18 protein-coding genes are annotated in these 21271 nt (G+C 66.2%); 10 read left to right on the forward strand and 8 right to left on the reverse strand.

The features are described 5' to 3' along the window. Nucleotides 1–614 precede the first annotated feature (614 nt). The 7 genes from ACZ4N4_RS45455 to ACZ4N4_RS45485 all read left to right on the forward strand — a co-directional run bounded on the left by ACZ4N4_RS45455 (nt 615) and on the right by ACZ4N4_RS45485 (nt 8375). Entirely contained in the window at nt 615–1559 is a 945-nt protein-coding gene (locus tag ACZ4N4_RS45455) for an SDR family NAD(P)-dependent oxidoreductase (RefSeq protein ID WP_467600608.1), read from the forward strand. 219 nt (nt 1560–1778) lie between these two features. Next, complete coding sequence (locus ACZ4N4_RS45460) at nt 1779–2378, forward strand: HD domain-containing protein (RefSeq protein ID WP_467600511.1); 600 nt, start codon at nt 1779–1781, stop codon at nt 2376–2378. 790 nt (nt 2379–3168) lie between these two features. After that, nucleotides 3169–3771 (forward strand): NAD(P)H:quinone oxidoreductase, encoded by a 603-nt coding sequence (wrbA, locus tag ACZ4N4_RS45465; protein WP_467600514.1) that lies wholly within the window; start codon nt 3169–3171, stop codon nt 3769–3771. 162 nt (nt 3772–3933) lie between these two features. Further along, a complete protein-coding gene (locus tag ACZ4N4_RS45470) occupies nt 3934–4890 on the forward strand; it encodes a zinc-binding dehydrogenase (protein ID WP_467600517.1) in 957 nt (318 codons plus the stop codon). Nucleotides 4891–5115: 225 nt separating this feature from the next. Then, entirely contained in the window at nt 5116–5577 is a 462-nt protein-coding gene (locus ACZ4N4_RS45475) for a DUF5709 domain-containing protein (RefSeq protein WP_467600521.1), read from the forward strand. A gap of 428 nt (nt 5578–6005) precedes the next feature. Further along, nucleotides 6006–7286: an MFS transporter gene (locus ACZ4N4_RS45480; protein WP_467600524.1), complete on the forward strand. Its 1281-nt coding sequence runs from the start codon at nt 6006–6008 to the stop codon at nt 7284–7286. Nucleotides 7287–7481: 195 nt separating this feature from the next. Further along, nucleotides 7482–8375 (forward strand): NmrA family NAD(P)-binding protein, encoded by an 894-nt coding sequence (locus tag ACZ4N4_RS45485; RefSeq protein WP_467600527.1) that lies wholly within the window; start codon nt 7482–7484, stop codon nt 8373–8375. A gap of 284 nt (nt 8376–8659) precedes the next feature. Here ACZ4N4_RS45485 and ACZ4N4_RS45490 read toward each other — a convergent pair whose 3' ends face one another. The 4 genes from ACZ4N4_RS45490 to ACZ4N4_RS45505 form a co-directional block, all read right to left on the reverse strand. Continuing rightward, complete coding sequence (locus ACZ4N4_RS45490; protein WP_467600530.1) at nt 8660–9289, reverse strand: hypothetical protein; 630 nt, start codon at nt 9287–9289, stop codon at nt 8660–8662. Continuing rightward, nucleotides 9286–9858 (reverse strand): RNA polymerase sigma factor, encoded by a 573-nt coding sequence (locus ACZ4N4_RS45495; RefSeq protein ID WP_467600533.1) that lies wholly within the window; start codon nt 9856–9858, stop codon nt 9286–9288. The genes ACZ4N4_RS45490 and ACZ4N4_RS45495 overlap by 4 nt, the downstream gene beginning before the upstream one ends. Nucleotides 9859–10103: 245 nt before the next feature. Then, complete coding sequence (locus tag ACZ4N4_RS45500; RefSeq protein WP_467600536.1) at nt 10104–10535, reverse strand: nuclear transport factor 2 family protein; 432 nt, start codon at nt 10533–10535, stop codon at nt 10104–10106. Between the two features lie 997 nt (nt 10536–11532). Next, on the reverse strand, nt 11533–12495 hold the full coding sequence (locus tag ACZ4N4_RS45505; RefSeq protein ID WP_467600538.1) for a GlxA family transcriptional regulator: 963 nt from the start codon (nt 12493–12495) through the stop codon (nt 11533–11535). A gap of 790 nt (nt 12496–13285) precedes the next feature. On the opposite strand from ACZ4N4_RS45505, the gene ACZ4N4_RS45510 reads away from it, so the two are divergent. After that, nucleotides 13286–13750, forward strand: coding sequence for a MarR family winged helix-turn-helix transcriptional regulator (locus ACZ4N4_RS45510; RefSeq protein WP_467600541.1), 465 nt, complete (start codon nt 13286–13288; stop codon nt 13748–13750). Nucleotides 13751–14171: 421 nt separating this feature from the next. Further along, nucleotides 14172–14690 (forward strand): hypothetical protein, encoded by a 519-nt coding sequence (locus tag ACZ4N4_RS45515; protein WP_467600611.1) that lies wholly within the window; start codon nt 14172–14174, stop codon nt 14688–14690. On the opposite strand, the gene ACZ4N4_RS45520 is transcribed toward ACZ4N4_RS45515, so the two are convergent. The 4 genes from ACZ4N4_RS45520 to ACZ4N4_RS45535 form a co-directional block, all read right to left on the reverse strand. Continuing rightward, nucleotides 14647–15438: an IS5 family transposase gene (locus ACZ4N4_RS45520; RefSeq protein WP_467600544.1), complete on the reverse strand. Its 792-nt coding sequence runs from the start codon at nt 15436–15438 to the stop codon at nt 14647–14649. The two genes, ACZ4N4_RS45515 and ACZ4N4_RS45520, sit on opposite strands and share 44 nt — an antisense overlap. 431 nt (nt 15439–15869) lie before the next feature. After that, nucleotides 15870–16826, reverse strand: coding sequence for an alcohol dehydrogenase catalytic domain-containing protein (locus ACZ4N4_RS45525; RefSeq protein WP_467600546.1), 957 nt, complete (start codon nt 16824–16826; stop codon nt 15870–15872). A gap of 560 nt (nt 16827–17386) precedes the next feature. Further along, nucleotides 17387–18004: a TetR/AcrR family transcriptional regulator gene (locus tag ACZ4N4_RS45530; protein WP_467600549.1), complete on the reverse strand. Its 618-nt coding sequence runs from the start codon at nt 18002–18004 to the stop codon at nt 17387–17389. A 368-nt stretch (nt 18005–18372) separates the two neighbouring features. Continuing rightward, complete coding sequence (locus ACZ4N4_RS45535) at nt 18373–19122, reverse strand: SDR family NAD(P)-dependent oxidoreductase (RefSeq protein ID WP_467600552.1); 750 nt, start codon at nt 19120–19122, stop codon at nt 18373–18375. A gap of 509 nt (nt 19123–19631) precedes the next feature. Here ACZ4N4_RS45535 and ACZ4N4_RS45540 point away from each other — a divergent pair. Next, nucleotides 19632–21107: an MFS transporter gene (locus ACZ4N4_RS45540; protein ID WP_467600555.1), complete on the forward strand. Its 1476-nt coding sequence runs from the start codon at nt 19632–19634 to the stop codon at nt 21105–21107. Nucleotides 21108–21271 lie beyond the last annotated feature (164 nt).

Raw genomic sequence — 21271 nt, forward strand, 5'->3', positions numbered from 1 at the left:
CAGCCTCAAGGAAGCCCTCGGCACCACCGCCTGACCCACCCCGACGGCGGCCGCCCACCCCGGCGGCCGCCACGGAAAACACCTCCATGGCACGACCAGTCCAGGCTTCGCGCTGATGCCCGGAGGGTGTGAGAGGTACGGGCACGGGTCCACGCAGTCGGCGTGGACGACGACGTTCCCTCGGGACGTCTCGGCGGGGCCGCTCGGCGTGGTTGGGCGACTGCGGAGCTGGCCACATCCAGGGTGCCGTGCGATGCCGTAGTCCCTGGGAGCGCCGGGCAGAGCTATGGGGCCGCCGCCGTCCGTGCGCAGACAGATCTCTAGCGGCCGTACGGATTTGAAGTTCCTCCTTTCGTTGCCGAAAGGGTGTGTCTGGCCGCTGGCCAGACACACTTCTGCACGGACAGGCTGGTTCGTTCCGGCGAGGCCTTCGTGCACGCAGCGGCGCTGTGCCGTCGACGGCCTGGTGGTGCTCAGCGAGCGCACACGATCTGGACGATCTCTAGTTTCTGCCGGACGTTCTGCGATGGATCGTCCAAGGATGCGGCAGTAATTTCGAGTGCGTCAGCACCTCCACACTTCCTCAAGGAGTCCTTGTGAGCGCTACATCCCGGATGACAACACCCTTCACCGCCAGCACGACCGCTTTCGAGGTCATCGATGGTGTCGACCTGACGGGTCAGCATGCTGTGGTGACCGGTGGTACGTCGGGCATCGGTGCAGAGACTGTCCGGGCGCTCGCTCTGGCCGGTGCCGAGGTCACGGTTGCCACCCGGCGTCCGGAGACGGTGGGAGCGCTTGCCCGTGAACTCTCCGGGATCCCGGGCGCGGGACTTGTCCGCGCCCAGGCCCTTGAGCTGTCCGATCTCTCTTCTGTCCGGGCCTTTACCGCGGCCTGGCAGGGACCGCTGGACATTCTCGTGGCGAATGCGGGAATCATGGCCCTGCCGGAGCGGGTGACGACCGCCGAGGGCTGGGAGATGCAGCTGGGCACCAACTTCCTGGGGCACTTCGCACTGGCCGGCGGGCTCCTGTCGTCACTGCAGGCATCTGGGTCAGCTCGCGTGGTGATCGTCAGCTCGGGCGCTCATCGCGCCTTCCCCTTCAACTTCGACGACCCCCAGTTCGAGCAGCGGCCCTACGACCCGTGGGTGGCGTACGGGCAGTCCAAGACAGCTGACGTCCTCTTCGCTGTCGGTGCGCGCCGGTGGTCTGCTGACGGCATCATGGCCAATGCCGTCAACCCCGGCTACGTGCTGACCAACCTCCAGCGGCACCTCGACGACGACACGTTGCGTTCCTTCGGGGTGATGGACGACGACGGCAACGTCACGCCCCTGCCGTACTACAAGACTCCGTCGCAGGGGGCAGCCGGATCCGTGCTGCTGGCCGCGTCCCCCATGACAGCTGGCGTGACGGGCCGTTACTTCGAGAACAACCAGGAGGCCGAGGTCGTACCCGGGGATCAGGGCGAAGCCAGCGGCGTGGCTGCTCACGCTGTCGATCCGGCAGCCGCGGACCGTCTGTGGGAGTACGCCATCGAGACCATCTCCCGTTGAGCCGGGCCGAGTTGACTCCACGACGAGGCAGTCGGTTCGCTCGGAACGACTCCGCGTTTAGCGGCCCTGGCGCCAGTCAGATCTCCTCGCCACGGCGCGCCACGTCGTGTGGTGCGACGTGGCGTTCGGCATATGTGATGCGTGCGGCCCAGCAGCGAGCTGGAGTCCCGGCGAGGTGGGCAGTCGGCGCATTGCAGACCACGCAGTAGGGGTTGTTGAATGGATGTGACGTTCGGTGGCGCTGTCGGCCAGGCTGCCTACCAACATGTGCGGCCTCTGTTGCATCCTGCAATTCTCAATCACAGTATCCGCGTCTGGATGATTGCAGATGCGGCTGCGGCAGATCTTCCTCTTGCGGCAGAGGAGCGCGAGGCGCTGGCCGTTGCCTGCCTTTTCCACGATGCCGGTACGGCGACCGTGTATGACGGACCGCAGCGGTTCGAAGTTGAAGGGGCCGACGCGGCTTCGGACTTCTTGACCGAGCACGAATTCGCCCCCACGCTGCGCAAGCAGGTATGGGAAGCCATCGCGCTGCACACCTCGCCTGGAATTGCAGAGAGATTGGGGCCGCTGACCCGGCTCGTCCGCTTGGGAGTCACGGTGGATTTCGGGAGCGGCAGTGTAAGCGAAACTGACGAAGGGCTGCGTGCCGCTCTTCGGCGATTCCCTCGGGCCGACATCGAGATTGTTCTGGGGAATGCTGTTGTTTCGCAAGCTGTACAGCGCCCCAGCAAGGCCCCGGCAGCCAGTTGGCCAGGTGGGCTGCTCGCTGCCCACCTCGCGAACCCAGACCATCCAGGCGTGAACGAGGCATTCTGACCAGGCACGGCGCAGGCCCCGGTGCTTTAGTCCAGGGTGGACGGCAGCTGCATCCGGGGCCCGGCGCCTGGGACTGATGAGTGGTCAGAGACCTGCTGACTCCGGGTAATTCCTGCGTAATTCCCCGAGGATGCCTTCGTTCGCGGTGCGCACGTCCCATAGCCAGCTGTCGACCTCCGACGGCACAATCTTCAGCTCGTCGGCGGCAAACCCGAATACTTGCGCATCGATCAACCGAAGTCCCGGCGTTGCCGGATAGCAACGTCAGGGTACTCATGCCGCTGCCTGCGGAACGCCCCCGCATCTCTGCGAATTCAGGATCAACCAGTTCATCGCACTCAACGTGCCACATCAGGTCCAGGCCGAAGCTGCCGAGACGCACTAGCAGTTCAGCGAGGGTCACGTAGTGCGTTCCGCGCCAGGCGGGAAAGGTCACTCCCTTGAGCGTGGCTTCCAAGGCTGGATGCCACGCCAGAAAATCTCTCCTTGAAACGCCACGTGAGTTGGATGCGGGAAAGGCCACCAGCCAGGAGACTCCGTCTCGGGGTGCCTGAAGCTCAGGTTGCGTAAGCCGTGATGCCGTGTGTGCTGACGGCATCCGACATCGACCTGCGGGAGCTGGTCCTGATCCGTGGGGTTCGTGCCCATTACTGAGGGGCATCGCCGGGGACAGCGATGCAGTCTATTGAACACCAGACGCTGGCGACCGACTCCGGCCCTGCACCGCGTGACAGCGGCAGAGCCCACAGCCGGTGCGCAGCATGTTTCCCGATATACGTAGGAGTCCGTTATGGGTGTTCGCGTTGCCGTCATCTACTACAGCGCCACCGGAAATGTGCATCAACTGGCTCAGGCTGTGGCAGAGGGTGCAGCAGCCCGCAATGCGGACGTGCGCCTGCGCCGTGTGCCCGAGCTCGCACCCGACAGCGCGATAGACGCCAACCCTGCCTGGCGTACGCACACGGACGCCATCAAGAATGAAGTGCCCGAGGCGACGCATGAGGACCTCGAGTGGGCGACGGCCTACGCTTTCGGCACGCCCACACGGTTCGGCAACGTCGCAGCGCAGCTGAAGCAGTTCATCGACTCGACCGGCGGACTGTGGCAGGCGGGGGTTTTCCACAACAAGCCGGCGACCAGCTTCACCTCGGCGATGAACCGGCACGGCGGCCAGGAGTCCACGCTCCTCGCCCTGAACAACGTCTTCTACCACTGGGGCTCCATTCTCGTTCCCCCGGGCTACACCGACCCGCTGCTGTTCGCCGCCGGCGGGAACCCGTACGGCACCAGCTGGCCCAGCGGTGGCGGTGAGGGCCCCGACGCGGCAACCCTGGAGGCGGCCCGCTATCAGGGCCGTCACCTTGCCGACATCGCCGACCGCCTTCGCGGCTGATCGCAATGCGCTGGCAGTGCCGGTTCCGCAGACGCCCCGGTGCCCGGAACAGCACGCGCTGCCGGTGGATGGCGCCTGAAGCCCTTTCGATCTCAACGTCCGCAAATTTTGGCAGCGGCCGGCTCCACGGTCGGCCGCTGCAGATCAGGGAGAGTGTCAGCCATGGCAAACGTCATTCGGATCCACGAACACGGCGGCCCGGACGTCCTGCGCGTCGAGACCGCTGACGTCGGAGAACCCGCTCGCGGGGAGGTGAAGGTCCGCCAGGAAGCCATCGGCGTCAACTTCTTCGACACCATGATGCGCGATGGCAGCGTGGACGGCCCGCTGCCGATGGTGCTGGGCTCGGAGGCCGCAGGCGTGGTGGTGGCCGTCGGACCGGAGACGACAGGGTTCGCCGTCGGGGACCGCGTCGGATACTTCGCCTCCGCCGGCGCGTATGCCTCCGAGCGGCTCATCAACTCGGCCTTTCTGATCCCGTTGCCGGAAGACATCAGCAACGAGCAGGCTGCGGGCTTCCTGGCCAAGGGCCTGACCGCGTGGATGGGGATGAGGGCCCTGCACAACGTCGCCCCCGGCGAAGTGCTGCTGGTGCAGGGCGCGTCGGGCAACGTGGGCTCCCTTCTCTCGCGCTGGGCCAACGCGTCAGGTGCGACGGTCGTCGGTGTCGCCGGCTCCAGGGACAAGCTCGACAAGGTGCGGGCTGGTGCCGACTACGCCGTCTACGCCGGGGACCCTGAGGCGCTCGACAGGATTCACGAGGTCGCTCCGGAGGGTGTCGATGTCGTCTTCGACTTCGTGGGCCGTGCGACGGCGGAGCTCTCCGCAGCCGCGGTCAGGGACGGCGGGAAGATCGCTGCGATCGGTGCCGCTTCCGGGCAGTCGCAGCTGGACACCGCAGAACTCGCCCGTCGCAACGTCAAGGTCGTAAGCGGCGGAGTTCCGCAGTATGTGAACGCCTCCACGGTCGGGAAGGCGTCGGGACAGCTGTTCCAGGCGATCAGGGACGGAGTGTTCCACGACATCCAGGTGGCTCGGTACGCCTTCACGGACGCGGCCCGGAGCCACGAGGACATGGCAGCGCGCAAGCTGACCGGTCTGGCCGTGCTCATCGTCTGACGCCCGGATACCGCTCCTGGCGGCGAGCACAGAGTCACTTCTGGCAACCGCTGAAGGACCGCGCCAGCCAGCTTCCCGCCCAGCTCCGGGCCCGGCGTTCTTGGCACCTCGCTGGCCGGCAGGCCGCCTGCGGCCTGGCTGGTGGGTTGTCCCGCGCAGCGTCGCCCCGTAGACGCCCTCGGCATTCGACCGACGACCCACCATGAACAAAACTAGGAGCGCCTCATGATCGACGAAGCTATGGGAGACGACGTCTACCAGCCGGACGGATCAGAGATCCAGGACGACGTGGGCCTTCTCGACGCCCTGGACACGCTGGACTACCGGGCCGGAGAAGAGGCTCTCGACGAGGGGTATTCGCCCCCGCAACGGCCCTGGGCTGTTGAGCACACCGGCGTCACGGCATCGGAACAGCACCGAGGAGAGACGCTGGACGAGCGCCTCGCCGAAGAGGTGCCGGATGTGGGCGCCGCGGAAGGCGACGGCATCGGCGACACCTGGGACACCGATGGTGAGCCGCTCGACTACGAAGTGGGGGACGAGCGGGCCGGCCGCCTCGTTGCCCCTGACGAGGGAACGCACGAGGTCGTCGACTCCGATCTGCTGGCTTTCGACAGCGGGTTGGACGGTGCGGGGGCATCCGCGGAAGAAGCAGCCATACACGTCATTCCGGAGTCCGGCTACTGACCGCGCTGCGGGCCAGCCCGGTGCTGCCCGCGCCTTATCCGCCGACCAGCTGTCCCGCGTTTGAACGGAGCAGCCACCCGGACGAAGGCCACAGCCTGGCCGCCGCTAGCCGGCCTGGCCAAGGGCTCGGTCAGCCTGTGCCGGTTGTGGGCCGAGCGCGCGCAGGGGCTGGCGCCGGCTCGCCGGCGGCCCGCCCGTCATCAGTGCGCAGTCCCTGGCGATTCAGAAACCATTCCGTTGACAGGTTCGGCAGGTGCGCCGCCAGGAGCCCGGTGCCGGATGCAGTGCCCCTCTGTAAAGCGCCTGCTGCACTCCGCTGCACATCCGCCCTCGGCCCACCCCGTTGATGGAAAGGCTTATCGGTGCCCCAGCATAAAACACCCCATTTGCCTGCTGTGCCCTTCCCGGGGAATGACGACGCGGGCCACGTGAGGCACGCACGCGGAACGCTGCCCGCCTGCCACGGCCCCGCGCCTTCTGCTCCTCATCACCCGTCAGCGGAACAGCCGCGCTGGGGGGCGGTCAGCGCGGTAGCTGCCGCATCATTCGCGCTGGTCCTCTCCCAGTTCGTCATGATCGCCGTACTGCCGGACATTGTCGATCACTTCGGTGTGTCCGCTGGACAGGCGAGCCTGACCGTCGTCCTGCCCGGTCTGCTCGCAGCGGTCGCTGCCCCGGTTCTCACCCTCGTCTTCGGCCACCTCGACCGACGCGTGGTGCTCTGGGGCCTGACCGGCGTCGTCACCTTGTCAGACGCGCTCACGGCGGCTGCCCCCAACTTCGCCACCCTCACGGCGGCACGGTTGGTACTGGGTGCCGCCATCGGCGCCTTCTGGACCATCGGCGTAGGCGTAGGACCCCGGCTCGTACCGGCAAAGCAGGTCACCCGGGCGACTTCGCTTGTCATGGCCGGGATCTCCGCCGGCACCGTCGTCAGCCTTCCGCTGGGCCACATCATGGCCCAGTACTGGGGCTGGCGATCCGCGATGGCCACAGCGAGCGCCATGAGCCTCTCCGTTCTTCTGCTGCAGCTACGCACGCTGCCGCGGCTGCCCGCGTCAGCCACGCTGCGTGCAGCCGACGTCTTCGGACTGCTGCGCCGCCCCGGCGTACGGATCGGACTGCTGTTGTCCGCACTGTTGTTCTTCGGGCACTTCGGGGCGTACACCTTCGTGTCCTCGTACCTGAAGGATCAAGCAGGCTTCTCCGACTCGGCAGTCGGCGTGCTGCTGCTGTGCTTCGGGCTCGCCGGCTTGGTCGGCAACTTCGCAGCAAGTGTGACGCTGGACCGCAGTCTTCCCGCCACGCTGGGCACAGCAGCAGCTGTTCTCACCGGATCGGTTACGATCCTGGGCCAGTGGCACTTCAAGCCCGCGGCCGTCGCCGCCCTGTGCCTGTGGGGTATCGCCTACGGCGCCATTCCCATCTCCCTGCAGACCTACATGATGCGCGGATACGCAGCCGAGGGCGGCCTGGCGCTGTTCGTCACCACCAGCCAGCTCTCGCTGGCGGCAGGCTCCCTGATCGGAGGTCTCGTTGCCGACAATCTCGGCCTGGCCACCGACTACACACTCTTCGCCCTGCCTGCGGTCATAGCCGGCCTGCTCGCCGCCACACGGCTGCGCAGCAGCATCAGCGCCACCACACTCCCTGCCGGCTCAGACGCGACCGCCCCGGCAGGACCCGGCAGAAACCCAGATGCACAGTGAGCCGACCCGTCAGAGCGAACCCACCGTGACGATCAACGGAGCAGAGCCGTACTCCCCGCAAGCAGGCCCAGGGCTTCCACGGCGCGCGCGAGACATCGACTTCAATCTCGGTGACGCACTGCGGCGAGTTCACCCACCGCAGTTGCGAGCCGACCGTGTTCTGTTCAGCACGCAGCACTATCAAGGAGGAACATCATGAAGGTTCTCGTCACCGGCGCATCCGGCACCGTGGGAAACCTGGTGGTACGCGCACTGTCCCAGCGGGAGGTAGCTGTGCGAGGTGTCGTGCGCCGCGAGGAGAGTGCTGCCGCGCTGCGCGCGTTGAACCTGCCGGGTGTGGAGGTGGCCGTCACCGATCTCGCGGACGCGGACGCCGTGCCCGCGCTGCTGGACGGCATCGACAACGTGTTCCTCGTGACCGCGAACGTGGCGGATCAGCTCACCCAGGAACAGCAGGTCATCCAGGCAGCTGCCGCCGCCGGAGTGCAGCGTGTGGTCAAGCTCAGCGTCGGCGGTGCCTCGCCGGACGCGCCCCTGGCCCTCGCCCGCGTCCACTACGCGGCCGAGCAGGAACTCGCGGCCAGCGGCGTTGCCTACACGGTGCTGCGACCGGCGTTCTTCATGGACAACCTCATCCAGTACATTCCGTGGATCAACGCCGACGGGCAGATGCCCCTGCCGACCGGTGATGGCGCCATGGGGATGATCAACACCCAGGACATCGCCGATGTCGCCGTGGTCGAGCTCACCTCCAGCGGCACGGACAACCGTGACCTGGTTCTGACCGGACCGGAGGCGCTCACCATCGACCAGGCGCTGAAGCGGGTGGGCGAGGTCGTCGGCCGTCCGCTGAGCCACATCGACACCAGCCGCGAGGAGTTCCTGAACCGCTACATCGCAGCCGGTAACACCCCCGATTACGCGCAGGACATGGCTACCCTCTACGACGGCATCCTGCGCGCCGGCTACGGGGCGGGTCTGACCGACACCGTTGAGAGGACGATCGGTTCCGCTCCCCGAACCATCAACGACTTCGCCCGCGACCACGCTGCGGACTTCACCCAGGGGCCGGGTTCGAGCAGCATCTGATCCCACGGACGGCACCGCACACGATGCCCTCTCCCCCACCGGCCGGGCTGATCCCGCGTCGGCCAGTGGCGGGAGCCGGCGCACCCAGCGGTCTCATGCTCCTCCCCGCAACAGCCTGAGACCGCTGGGTTTTTTCAGCGCTCACACCTGCAGTCTTACAAGCCCCGGCGTCCGCGCCGACGGTGCGGCTCCCTGACGGGTGCTCGGACCACGAAGGGCAGAGCTACACCGCACGGGGAGGACATCCCATCACCAGCAGGCGCTCGGGGCGCCATGCGCCTGCGTCATTTGTCGAAGGCGCGGTGGAAGAGGGCCGTGCCCTCGTCGGTGGCCAGGTTCGTGCCCCCGCACACCGGGACCACTCCGTCCTGGGCCGTCACGAGGTAGCTCTGACCGACCTGGAAGGTGAGAGTCTCGCTGCTGCCGTCGGCGCCGTCGTTGGTGAGCTGAGCCGTTTCGCTGTCACCGCCGCGGAACCAGTGGTCGATGCGGAAGACAACCTGGTCGCCCTTCTGGCTGGTCACCGAGCCTTCGAAAGCGATCTCGAAGGTGCGCAGCAAGTCGACGGTGGGCTCCATGCACTTGGCAGGGCTCCTGCTTTCCATCGTCAAGGTCAGCGGCTTGCCGGCCAACGACGGGGTGCTGCCGGGTTCGGACCCTGCGCTCGTCTTCCACACAGCGGCGCCGCCCACTGCCAGGACGGCAATGGCGGCGGCCGCGAGAGCGAAGCGGCGTCCGCGGCGTGCTGTGGGCTCGGTTCGCGACGTGGTTCGGGCAGCGGAAGGTGCACGGCGGGTCTGGTGGTCGGTAGTCATGACAGCCTCCATGAGATGGGTGAAGTCGGAAGCCGGAGCCGATGCACTGGCCGCCGGATCGGCAGCCCTGAGCCGAGCCAGCAACTCGTCGTCGTTCATCGAATGCTCCTCCTTTCCTCGCCCGTCTCATGTCCGTCAACCCTGGCACTCTTTCGCTCGAGTTGTGTGGCGAGCTTCTTCTTCGCCCGGTGGAGCCGAATGCTGACCGCGTTGGGGCTCAACCCCGTTACCTGCGCGATCTGCCGCGGAGCCAGTTCTTCCCAAGCCCACAGGAGCACCACCTCTCGGTCGAGTGCGCGCAGCGTCTTCAACGCGCCGTATAGGTCGGAGTGATCGGTGCCGGCTGCGGGCGCCGGCTGCGCCGTCCGGGCCAATCGCTCCGCGAGGCGAGCTCTCCGGCTCATTGCCCGGCGGGCGTTGGCGAGGCATCCTCGCGCAACGCCGTAGCACCAGGGCAGTACCTCGTCCGGATCGTACGTTCCAGCTGAGGCAGGCGCGGGCACCTCGTCAACACGACGCCAGAGCACCAGCAAGGTGTCCGCCAGGACGTCCTCGGCCGAATCTGCGTCAATGCGCCGTAGCAGAAACCTGCGCAACGGCTCCGCCGCGGTATGCGCCAGTGCCTCGAAGCGGGCACGCAGCTGCCTCGAGGTTTCCTCTTCCGTCATGGATTCCACACCCTGCCCTGTCCGGCATCGGGCGGATTCTTTCGGAGTTCTGGCGTTCGCGTGTACGCAGGAGTCCTCTCGGCCGCGAACTTGCGAGTCGTGGCACGGCCGGCCGGCGGGGGCGCGTGCGGCGAGGTGAGGTCGGTCGGAGCCACTGGTCGACGAGACCGAGGCCCGAGCACTGCTGGGACCTCTTAACTCGTTGCCTGCCTGGTGGGAGGGGTGAGGTGACCAGATCAGAAGGATCAGCGATCGTAGGCTTCGCGCAGCAGCCGACGCACGAGCCGGTTGTCATACAGCCCCCGATAGGCGTGGATAAGGCCGTCCTCCCCCACCTCCAGTCGGTCGTCGCCGTGAAACTCCACGAGGCGATCGGTACCGGCCGGCGTTCCCTGGAACCTCCAGGCGACCACCATGGCAGGTCGGTCGACCTCGATGTACAGCCCGATGCGCGTGAAAGACGAGGAGCCGTTCGGGAAGGTCCTGGCCATATCCATCACATGGCTGCGGACGGCCTCCCTGCCGTGCTTGGTGTCGCCCAGTGCGGGCTCGTCGTACAGGAGATCCTCTGCACACAACTGCGCTACACCATCAGCGTCCAGCTCCGTCCAGGCCTTCTCCCAGCGGTCGCAGAGCACCTTGAATGCCTCGGTGCGGGCGCCGTCGTCATCCTTCATGATCCTGGTCAACTTCCTTGTATACGCGGTTGCACCGGCATCGTCAGACGTCCTTCGCAGGGGCAGGACGGCGCCGGATGGGTTTGCGGCCGTAGATAGCGGCCAGGTCATGGCTCGTGGCGGCAGGAGCGCCACCGCATGCGCTGGTCAGGTCCGTTGGACGACTGCAACGGTGCTCGGGATCCCGATGTCGGTGGGCAGTGATCTTCGAGGGCAGCTTGTCTCTTCCGGGGCTCAGGGAGCATGGTCGAGATCGCAGCGACAGCTGACCGAAGCCTGCCGCGGTCGGAGTGCCCCGCCGCACAAGTCGTCGGCGTGTGCGGTGACCCCATGGCGCCTTCGTAGCCTCTGACCCTGGCTTCTGCCGAATCACATCCTGCGTCGCTCCACCGTGCCCGTTGGTTGGCAGTATCCGGCAACCCCTGGCCTCAGCCACAGTGCAGAGTTGCCGGACAGCGGCCTGCCCTTGCCATCTGCGGGTGTAAGAGATCTGATGCGTCGGCGCCGTACAGCAGGCACAGGCCGACGACCGGAGGTCGGTTCCTAGCGCATTGGTTCAGCCCGGCGCTCAAGCACTGGGCCCGCTCGCGGTTGCCGGTCGGCAGGCGATGTTGCCCGGCACGTGTCCCTCTCTCCCGAGGCCCGCGCTCTGCTGCGTCGTGTGGCAGAGGAGGGGCCTCGAAACGTACGTACCCTGCGGGCATCGTTGTGGGGTGCAGCGCTACTTCCTGAAGCCCTCCCGAGTGTGTGCTCGGAGGCGGTTGACACCGTTCGGCGTGACGTCAGGTGAGTCCGCGCCGGGCTGAGCACGGTCATAACGATAACGGTGCTCGATCCGCGTGCGAGGTGGGCGCTGGCTCAGTGTCTGTGGCAAGTCGCCGGCTTCTGTACCAGGGTCGGGGCAGGAGCGATACGCGCATGCGGGATGCGGACGGCAGAGTTGCAGTCGTGTCTGCGCCCGGCCGTTCGTGTGTGCGCCGTCGTGCCAGGGCGAGCGCTACGCGGACTTGAAACGGTGCTGGTAGGCGCGTGGAGACACTCCCAGGCGGCCGATGAAGGCGCGTCGCAGGGTCTCCATGCTGCCGAAGCCGGACATGAAGGCCGTGTCGGTGACGGACTCGCCTCGGTCGAGGAGGGAACGCGCCGTGTCGAATCGCACCTGTTCCACGAACTTGGCCGGGGTCGTCTGCAGTTCGTCCTGGAAGAGGCGCGAAAGGTGACGCGGACTGACCGCGGCGCGGCTGGCCAGGTCGGTCAGTGTGTACTGCGCTGAAGGGTCCGCGACGATCTCCTCAGTGAGTTTACGGACCACGGGGTTGCGGGGCGCAGCTGCCGCCTGGTCTGCGGGACCGGCGGATTGAGGCTGGTAGACCAGCAGGTCCCGGGCGACGGCGCTGTGCACCTTCTCTCCCTGATCCTCTTTGAGGAGGTGCAGAGTCAGCGCGATTCCGGCGCCTTCCCCCGCGGAGGTGATGAGACCGCCGTCCGAGACGAGTTCGCTGTCGTGGACGATCTCGGCCTGAGGGTAAAGCTCCTGCAGTCGCTGGGTGTGATGCCAATGCGTGGTGGCCTTGCGACCGTCGAGGAGGCCGGCGGCGCCCAGGACGAAGGCGCCGGTACAGACGCTGGCCACCCGTCTGGCACGGCTGGCCAGGTGGCCTGCTGCGGAGATGTGCTCCGGAGTGAGAGTTCTGCTGGGCAGGCTGCACCCTCCCGCGATGATCGCGGTGTCGATGGGGCCTACATCGTGGGCGTCACAGTCGGCCTGCAGGGGAAGGCCGCTGCCGGTGGTGACGTTCTTGCCGTCCGGTGAGCAGACGACGAGCTCATAGTTCCTGCTGGAGTGGCGGGACTCGGCGAAGACTTCGGACGGCGCTGCAACATCGAGCATAGACACGCCGTCGACGACGAGGAGCGCAACCCTCCGCGTAACGACGGTGTCCGGATCTGATCCGTTCATGGGGCCGATCGTAAGAATTGACTAGTGGATGTGTCAATTGTTTAGAGGCCACTTCGACGTGTACGCCAGCCTGACCGGCCGCGGCATCCGCACGGAGGCTGGTGCAGCATCGCCCCCGACCGATCGCCGGCGGGCGCTGCACGGGCATCTGCGAACTGCCTAGTTCTCCACGGTTCCCACCTTTTCGCTACTCCCCGACGAAATCAGCATCCTCCACATGCGGAGAGTTACATTGCGGGGCTTGATTGCGGTGATCCGGCACCGCAGCGCCCCTCCTCGTACGCCTGCTTTGATCTGCCAATTTCCTGGCAATTCGGCGTACCGTTCGGGCGATTACAGCTGTATGCACAGCGTTACGAACTTCCTCTGCGGGCTGGCATCCGTCGTGGGTTCAGAGGCCTGGCATCCGGCCTGAAGGGGCCGTTGGACTGTCCGGCCCGGCTCTACGGGCAGGGCGCGCCGAGGAGTAGGCCGCGGGGAGTCCGCCACGCTCCGCATGGCGGACTCCGCGGTAACGCGGGGCCGTGAGAATTCGTTCTTCAGTCGTTGCCCTGGCCGAGAAGGGGCGAATGAGCGGTCTCTTTTTGGGCCACTCTCTGTTCATCAAATTCCCCGCACACGGGGGTGAGGTTGGTGCCCAATAGTGCAGGACTATCCGTAGTGCGACCTCTGGGTCCGGAAGCGGCCGGATCCCCCGCCGTACGGACCGACAGCGCCTCACCGTGAGGCCTGGACCGATGCCCTGAAGGGCGAACATGCATGATACGTCAACCTTTAGTAGGGTGGATACATGAGTGACTCTCCGCGATGGCTGACGACGACCGAAGAGCGTGCCTGGCGAGGCCTCCTGCGGATGAACGACGTCCTTGTTAACCGGACGGGCCGATCCTTGCAGGGAGAATTCGGACTGTCGGGGGCCGACTACACGGTCCTGGCCGAACTGACCCGCGTGCCCGGCGGCCGACTGCGGATGGTCGAGCTCTCCCGCACTCTGGCGTGGGAAAAGAGCCGGCTGTCGCACCACCTTGCGCGCATGATGAAGCGAGGGCTGGTCGAGCGGACGGAATGTGCCGATGACAGGCGCGGAGCCTACGTGACGGTGACCCTGCAGGGCCGTGAAGCCATCACGGCCGCGGCCCCGCAGCACGTCGCCGACGTCCGCGCACTGTTCCTCGATCACCTCACGCCCGGCCAGATCACTCTCCTGGCGGAGATCAGTGACCTCGTACTCGAGAAGCTCGGTAGCGACGACTGATCGTCGAGGACTCGGCTCCGCACCGAGCGCAGAACGGATACTGACCCCACCTGCGGATGCAGCAGCGCATTTCTGGGTGTTCTTGCAGATCCCGGTCGCAGCGGACGCCCGCGGTCCCCGGCCTGTGCCCACCGCAGGGCTGCTCTCGCTGCGCTCGTTGCCGATAAGCCTCTCCTGTCCCTGCCTCACGTCAGGGTTCACACGGACTTGGCAGAGGCCGTGCGGGCGCCCGCCGAAGCAGGTATACGTTCCTGGCAACCTCGTGCGTGGTCCGTGGTCCGTGCTCAGGTCGGCAAGTTCATTGACTTAGACGCTGTTGTCTTTCCGTGCTTGAGGGCTGCATTTCCGCTGTTCAGGGATAGGGGAGGTGTTTCTGCGGGAGTGGTGGGGCGTCGTGTCATCGCTTCGGTGGGGGTTGCGGATGCCGTCGGTTCTGGGGCTGTTGGAACAGCGTGAACTCGCTGGCCGCCGCCGGGTGGATGCGTTGCGGGAGGAAGCCGACCGCATTCAGGCCGAGTTGACCGTGGCCGAGCTCGAATGGAAGGAGTGGGCTGTCACCCGCTCACGCGTCGGTGAGGTCTTGGCTCCGGTGGACGAGACCGGGCAGGGCCATGCTCCGGCCGTGCCGGCGCCGTCGGAGGCAACGGCCGCGAAGCCGAAGTCGCAGGTGCCGGTGTGGCGTGAGGGACTGGCCTGGTCGGTGCTGTCGGTGGACTATCAGCGCATTCTTCAAGCCCTGGCGGACCGGCACCGGCTCCATCAAGGGCCGCTGATCTGCCAGGAGTTGGCCGTGATGTTCGGCCTGGACGCGGTGCCGGCCAAGGTGGAGGCGCTGCGGTCGAAGGCGAAACGCCTGGTCGCGCGGGGCTGGTTGGCCGAGCGGCAGCCGGGCCGGTTCATCCTCGCCCAGGGTCCGGCCGGGCAAGGCGGCGCGGCATGAGCAGGGTCATCGACCAGTAGATCATCGCCTCGGCGCTGGTGGTGCGGCGTTCGAAGTCGCGCACCAGACGGCGGGTGCGCATCAGGTGGGCGAAGAACCGTTCCACGATCCACCGCTTGGGCAGCACCACGAAGCCGCGGAGGTCGTCGTTGCGTTTGACGAACTCTAGGACCAGCGCGAGCGTGGCCAGGCAGTGCTCGACGAGGCTGCCGGTGTAGCCGCCGTCGGCCCAGACCAGGGCGAGGCGGTGGTGCCCGTCGACCACCCGTCGCAGCAGGACCTGCGCGGCGGCGCGGTCGCCGGTGTCCGCGGCGGTGACCATCACCCCCAGCAGCAGTCCGAGCGTGTCGACCACGACGTGCCGCTTGCGCCCGTTGACCAGCTTGCCGCCGTCGAAGCCACGGCTGTCCGCACCGACGACGGCGTCCGCCTTGACCGACTGTGAGTCGATCACACCCGCACTCGGCTCCGCGTCGCGGCCCAGCCCCTCGCGGACCCTGGCGCGCAGCCGGTCGTGGAACTCCCTGACCAGACCGTGGTCGCGCCAGCGGCGGAAAAACGCGTAGACCCGGTCCCACGGCGGGAAGTCGGCAGGCATCGCGCGCCACTTGATGCCATTGTCGACGAGGTAGCGAATCGCATCGAGTGTCGCCCGGTGGCAGTACGCCTCCGGCTGACCTCCCCGGCCCCGCAGCCAGCCCGGCACCGGCAGCAGCGGCCGGACCACGGCCCACTCCGCGTCCGTCATGTCCGACGGATACCACCGAACACGTTCCGGGTGATCGGCCGCGTTTCCGAACCGGTGAGCGACACAATCACACGTCGGTGCAGCCGAGTTGAACTCCACCGGCGCGAGCGCGAACAGGCTGGGCACGCAACCTGACCGGCACGCCGAGACGGAACGATTGAGCCGCATCGCCGTGCCATGCCTGCACTACGTCCGGCACGACCAGAAGAGGCCCGGGAGATCGTCCTGATGACCGCGCTCTGGGCCGGCCAGGCTCCGACTGAGCGGATGCTCCATGACGCTGCACGCATCCACCTATCTGGGCTCCCGCGTCAACTGACCTGCGCTGGCATGGCCGCGCACCGCTAGCGCAGGATCCGCCGTTCGATCTACATTCTTGGCGACGCACCTCTGGCGTCCCGGCAGCCATCCGGCGAGCTGCACCGACTTCTTTACTGCTTCAAGATGGGCAAGCCGGGCAAGACGCGGTGTTTGAGGTCCTCGTGTGACTGACGTGCCTCCTCGAACGCATATGGAGTGATCTTCAGCTCGTGGAATAGTCCGCTTCGGATGGCCGCGAAGAGTTCCGAAGCGGGCTTGGGGTTTGTCGCCGGTTGCACGTGCTGGGGCGTGCTTCCGCCGACCAGTTGGATTCCACGTTCGCTCTCGAGCGCGGTGTAGTGCAGGGGCGGTCCCGAGGCGGCACCGATAGTGATGATCTTCCCGCCGTCACGGACGGCTTGCGTGGACAGTCCGGCGGTTGCCTGTCCTACAAGGTCGTACACCACGTCAACGCCGGCAGGTGCCACATCTCGCACCGTTGCAAGAAAGTCTGGGTCGGCGGCGTACAGAGCGTGGGTGGCGCCGGCCTGTACCCGGGGCAGTTTGGTTTTCGAGCCAGCCACTGCGATGACCGTCGCTCCCCTGTCCTTTGCCCAACGGGAGAGGATGGAGCCCACCCCGCCGGAGGCGCCCTGGACTAGGATCACTTGGCCGGGCTCTACCTGATGCAGGACGCTGATGCCCATCCAGGCGGTCAGTCCCTTAGCCAAGAACGCTGCAGCCTGGTCTGTTTCGATGTCTTCCGGAAGCGGGATGAGTGCCTCTGCGGGGATGACGCGTTCGGTGGCGTAGCCGCCCATCGAGAAGAAGTAGCCGACCCGGTCACCCGGCGCGTGTCTCTTCACTCCCGGGCCGACAGCCTGGATGACGCCCGCACCTTCAACGCCGAGGACAGCGGGCAATGGAGTGCCGAACCGCCCCTCTCGCATGATGGCGTCGACAGCATTCACTCCCACCGCGTCCTGTCGGAGGAGGACCTCCCCCGGACCGGGCTCGCCCACATCAACATTTTCGATGCGGAGGACCGATGGGTCTCCGTATTCATGGATTGCGATTACATGTGCCATAAGGGCTTCTCCGCTGTAGATGAAATGTTGAACCATTGCGCCGTGCGCTCCGGGGCCAGATCGCTCTAGCTCTCCCGTCCCTCGACGCAACAAGTACCGATGCACGAAAGCAGCGAGTCGAACCTGCAAGCCGCGGTCACTGATGCGACGGGCTGCTCACATATAGCAGGATGATGACGGAGGCAGTCCAGCGGATGTGCACCGGGGTGTGGATCCGCATTCAGCTATCCGTCACCACGACAGGCAGCAACATAGGCACAGCGCCACGTTGGCGCCTGTGATGTGGATTTGTGTGGTCCACGACGCCGTGGGGCCCGATTCCGCTTGGGCCGAGAGAAGCCATATCGGGCGGCACTGCCCAGGCGCTCGACTATGTTGCAACGAGAGGGCGGCTGGCCACGGCCCCCGCGGCGCAGTTTCCCGCGTGCGCCGCAGTGCCGTACAGAAAAGCAACACTCACCGTATCCCTCTACCAGAGCCGAGGCGCTGGCTGAGCAGACGGTGAAGTCCTCCGCCGTGGAGATTTATACAGCGAATGCGGAATACGGCGCCGGCGGATCTCAAACCTGGCCGACAGCCGAGGGCGCAGACATGAGCGCAAGCGCTTGAAGTGAGAAGTCGACGACGCTGTGCAGTTCCTGACGGGTGGCGCCGCTCGCCGCGCGCACAGTTAGGCCTTCACTCACGGTGGAGACATACTGAGCCAAGGCTGCTGGATCGTAACCGCCACTCGTGTCGCCATCCTGCAAAGCCTGCTCAAACCTTGCCCGCAGCGCCTCCGTACCTATGCGCCTCCGCCGAGCAAGATCGGCAGACACTTCCACATTCTCAGCACTGCAGCGCAAAGCGCTCTGCACCACCAGGCAACCGTGTGGATGATCGGGGCTGGTGATGGCGTCGACATTGCGGTGAAGGTATTCCCTCACCACGTCTCGAGCTGTCTTCTCTTGCAGGGCGGCCACCGTGTAAGCAGAGTCACCTTGATAATATCGTTCGATAACTCGCTGGAACAGCTCGGCCTTGCCTCCGAACGCAGCATACAGCGAGGGCCTGTTGATACCCATCGCCTGCGTCAGCTGCGACAGCGACGTCCCCTCGTAACCATGCGCCCAAAACACGTCTAGGGCACGGTCCAAGGCTTTGTCGACGTCAAATTCCCGAGGTCGCCCACCAGCCATGACGTACCCCTTTCGGTTGCTCCCAAGCAACCTTACCGTTCGATACAGAACTCTGCAACGATAACTGTGTGTCCGACAGACGATCTGCGTTGCAATCAGTCCGCTCGTGACTCTGAGGGATCGCGGCGCCGTCGGCGCGAGGTGCCAGAGCGCTCACGCGGGATGAAATCCTGCGGCTCGTCACAATCAGTGGTTGTGACGAGCCTGCGGATCCGTGACCGGGTGATGACGTGAGCTGCCCGTTCACAGCGATTCACGCGGCAGGGGCCCGTACGGACGAACAGCTCGTAGAGCTGTCAATACGCCCCGACCAGCACGGACAGGCCTTGTAGGTGTATCCGCACCGGTCGGGCCGTACGGGCGGGTGCCTACGCGTCCATTCCGCCGTCGATGTTGATCGTGGTGCCGGTGATGTAGGCGGCCTCCGGGCCTGCGAGGAAGGCGACAAGGGCTGCGACTTCCTCGGGCCGGCCGTATCGGCCAGCCGGGATGGTGGCGCCGAGCTGGGCACCCCACTCGGTGTCTTCGGGGTTCATCTCCGTGTTGATCGCGCCCGGCTGCACGACATTCACGGTGATGCCGCGCTTGGCCAGGTCACGGGCGGCTCCGCGGGAGTATGCGGCGACGGCTGCCTTTGTCGCCACGTACTCGCCGATGCCGTTGAACCCCAGACGGCCGGTCGCGCTGACAGTTCCGACACTCACGACACGTCCGCCCTCGGGTAGATGCTTGGCGGCCGCCCTGATCCCGGCAACGACTCCGCGGTAGTTCACATCGACCTGCCGGGCGAAGCCATCCGTGTCCGCCTCGCTGGCTCCGACCTCGCCGGTCGTGAACACCCCGGCACTGTTGACCAGAATGTCGAGCCGGCCGAAGTCCCCGGCCACGCTGTCGATCAATTCTCCGACGGCGTTTTCGTCACCCTGGTCCGCCTGGTAGATCCGGGCCGTCCGGCCCATGGCCCGGATTTCGTCAGCGACAGCACCGGCCCGGTCCGGAGATGCCACGTAGCTGATTGCCACGTCCGCGCCCTCCGCTCCAAGCCTTCGCGCGATCGCCGCGCCGATACCCCTCGAGCCACCGGTCACAAGCGCGGTTCGGCCTGCCAAGAGTCCCATTGCTCACCCCTTCGCTGTCCGTCGATTCATTTTGTATCGAACGGTACTGAACTTGCGTGCTCCATCATGGCACAGTTTTGTATCGAACGGTACCGAGCTGGCGACGGGGGCGGCTGCGCCGAGTGGCGACGCCCGTCGCGCCCCCTCCGATGAGTGCGCCGCCTCGGGCTGGCCTGGCCAGGGGGGGCGCCCCACTGTGGCGGGGGAAGGCGCAGAGCTGCGAAGTTGCATGCGTGACTTCGGGCTGACGAGGCCTGGCGCTGGCTGCGACGTGCCCGGCCGCGATGCGTGGGCTGCTTCACATCAGGACGTCGCTCTTGGCTCCGGGCGAGGGGGTGTGCTTTCCTGATCTAGTTATATATCGAACGGTACACATTCGAGCGAAACGAGCGGCTGCGCCCAGGTCGCCTCAGCAGCGGCCCAGGCGTTACCCGGCCGCCGGCCGCCAGGGGCCAACGATCCGCAGATGAGCCGCACAGTGGCCGCAGATTCTCTTCCGTGAGGATGAAATGTCACAAAATACACCCGTGTCCAGTTCCGCCACCAGCTGGAGCCCCCGCACCTGGGGCACCCTGGTAGTGCTTTGCGCGGCCCTATTCCTGGACGCGCTGGACATCTCGATGGTGGGCGTAGCACTGCCTTCGATTCGCAGCGATCTGCACCTGTCCACTGCACAACTGCAGTGGGTCGTGAGCGGCTACGTTTTGGGCTACGGTGGGCTACTCCTCCTTGGTGGACGCGCTGCCGATCTGCTGGGTCGACGACGGGTATTCCTCGTCGCTCTCGGCATCTTCGCCGCGGCATCGCTCTTCGGCGGCCTGGTCGATAGCGGAGGGCTCTTGATCGCCTCCCGCTTCCTCAAGGGCATCAGCGCAGCTTTTACCGCCCCCGCAGGCCTGTCGATCATCACCACGACGTTCCCAGAGGGACACTCGCGAAACCGCGCCCTCAGCATCTACTCGGCAACCGGCGCCAGCGGATTCTCGCTGGGTCTCGTCCTCAGTGGCCTGCTTACCGAGATCGGTTGGCGTTGGACGTTCCTGATGCCTGCACCCCTCGCACTGATCGCCCTCGCCGCCGGCGCCCGCCTCATCAAGCGGGAGCCCTCGCTGCACTTGGGCAAGCGCAGGTACGACCTCGGAGGCGCTGTCACCGGAACAGGGGCCATGCTCCTTCTCGTGTACTCGGTGACTGAAGCACCGCAGATCGGCTGGGCAACAGCGAGGACGGTCCTCTCCCTGGTGGCTGTAGCTGCTCTGGCTACCGCGTTCCTCATCATCGAGAAGCACACATCCCACCCCTTGGTCAGGCTGGGCATCTTCCGCAACGGCAACGTGTCCAGGGCCAACCTCGCGGCGCTGGCCTTCTTCGGCTCCTATACCGCTTTTCAGTTCGTGCTGACCCTGTACCTCCAGACTCTGCTGGAGTGGTCCGCACTTCAAACGGCCCTGGCGCTCATGCCCAGCGGGCTGATCGTGGCACTGCTGACCTTCCGCACAGGAGCGGCCATCGACCGCTACGGCACCACACGACTGATCGTGATCGGCTTTGCCGCCATGGTCGTCGCATACGCGCTGTTCTTGCGAATCGGCCCCCACGGCGCGTACGTCGCCGTCATCCTTCCCACTGTCGCCCTCATCGGACTCGGCGCCGGCCTTGCCTTTCCCTCGCTCAACATTGCCGCCACCAACGGGGTCCACGACGAAGAGCAGGGCCTTGCTTCAGGCCTGGTCAATACGTCCCTGCAGATAGGCGGAGCAATCGGCCTCGCCATCGTCACCGCAGTGGTGACTGCTGGAAGCCACGGCGGCGTCACCACGCAGGACCAACTGAACGGTTACCACCCAGCCCTGTTGGTCATCATGGCAATCGCTGCAGCAGGCCTCGGCGTTGGGCTGATTACAACGGTTGCCGAGCGCCGGGAAGCCCGGAAGCTGAGCAGTGCGCCTGGTGAAGCTCAACTACTCCCTGTCGGCACGGACTGACGCACATGCCGCGCAGCGCCGGTGTCCTCACCTGTGGACTCATCGGCGCGGCGCGGCATCGCGCGAAGACCTATGGCCGCGGATCCGGGCGAGTGCGGACCTGCGATGACGCCCAGCCACCTGTACAGAGCCCACCGCATGGTGATGCTTCTGTTGCCGTGCAC

Source organism: Streptomyces sp. NPDC026538, assembly GCF_055567535.1.

Coding starts and splice junctions, on each gene's coding strand:
- ACZ4N4_RS45485 (WP_467600527.1), top strand. CDS start 7,482: ATGAAGGTTCTCGTCACCGGCGCATCCGGCACCGTGGGAAACCTGGTG.
- ACZ4N4_RS45455 (WP_467600608.1), top strand. CDS start 615: ATGACAACACCCTTCACCGCCAGCACGACCGCTTTCGAGGTCATCGAT.
- ACZ4N4_RS45475 (WP_467600521.1), top strand. CDS start 5,116: ATGATCGACGAAGCTATGGGAGACGACGTCTACCAGCCGGACGGATCA.
- ACZ4N4_RS45525 (WP_467600546.1), bottom strand. CDS start 16,826: ATGGCACATGTAATCGCAATCCATGAATACGGAGACCCATCGGTCCTC.
- wrbA (WP_467600514.1), top strand. CDS start 3,169: ATGGGTGTTCGCGTTGCCGTCATCTACTACAGCGCCACCGGAAATGTG.
- ACZ4N4_RS45495 (WP_467600533.1), bottom strand. CDS start 9,858: ATGACGGAAGAGGAAACCTCGAGGCAGCTGCGTGCCCGCTTCGAGGCA.
- ACZ4N4_RS45520 (WP_467600544.1), bottom strand. CDS start 15,438: ATGACGGACGCGGAGTGGGCCGTGGTCCGGCCGCTGCTGCCGGTGCCG.
- ACZ4N4_RS45500 (WP_467600536.1), bottom strand. CDS start 10,535: ATGAAGGATGACGACGGCGCCCGCACCGAGGCATTCAAGGTGCTCTGC.
- ACZ4N4_RS45460 (WP_467600511.1), top strand. CDS start 1,779: ATGGATGTGACGTTCGGTGGCGCTGTCGGCCAGGCTGCCTACCAACAT.
- ACZ4N4_RS45535 (WP_467600552.1), bottom strand. CDS start 19,122: ATGGGACTCTTGGCAGGCCGAACCGCGCTTGTGACCGGTGGCTCGAGG.
- ACZ4N4_RS45530 (WP_467600549.1), bottom strand. CDS start 18,004: ATGGCTGGTGGGCGACCTCGGGAATTTGACGTCGACAAAGCCTTGGAC.
- ACZ4N4_RS45470 (WP_467600517.1), top strand. CDS start 3,934: ATGGCAAACGTCATTCGGATCCACGAACACGGCGGCCCGGACGTCCTG.
- ACZ4N4_RS45510 (WP_467600541.1), top strand. CDS start 13,286: ATGAGTGACTCTCCGCGATGGCTGACGACGACCGAAGAGCGTGCCTGG.
- ACZ4N4_RS45490 (WP_467600530.1), bottom strand. CDS start 9,289: ATGAACGACGACGAGTTGCTGGCTCGGCTCAGGGCTGCCGATCCGGCG.
- ACZ4N4_RS45540 (WP_467600555.1), top strand. CDS start 19,632: ATGTCACAAAATACACCCGTGTCCAGTTCCGCCACCAGCTGGAGCCCC.
- ACZ4N4_RS45505 (WP_467600538.1), bottom strand. CDS start 12,495: ATGAACGGATCAGATCCGGACACCGTCGTTACGCGGAGGGTTGCGCTC.
- ACZ4N4_RS45515 (WP_467600611.1), top strand. CDS start 14,172: ATGCCGTCGGTTCTGGGGCTGTTGGAACAGCGTGAACTCGCTGGCCGC.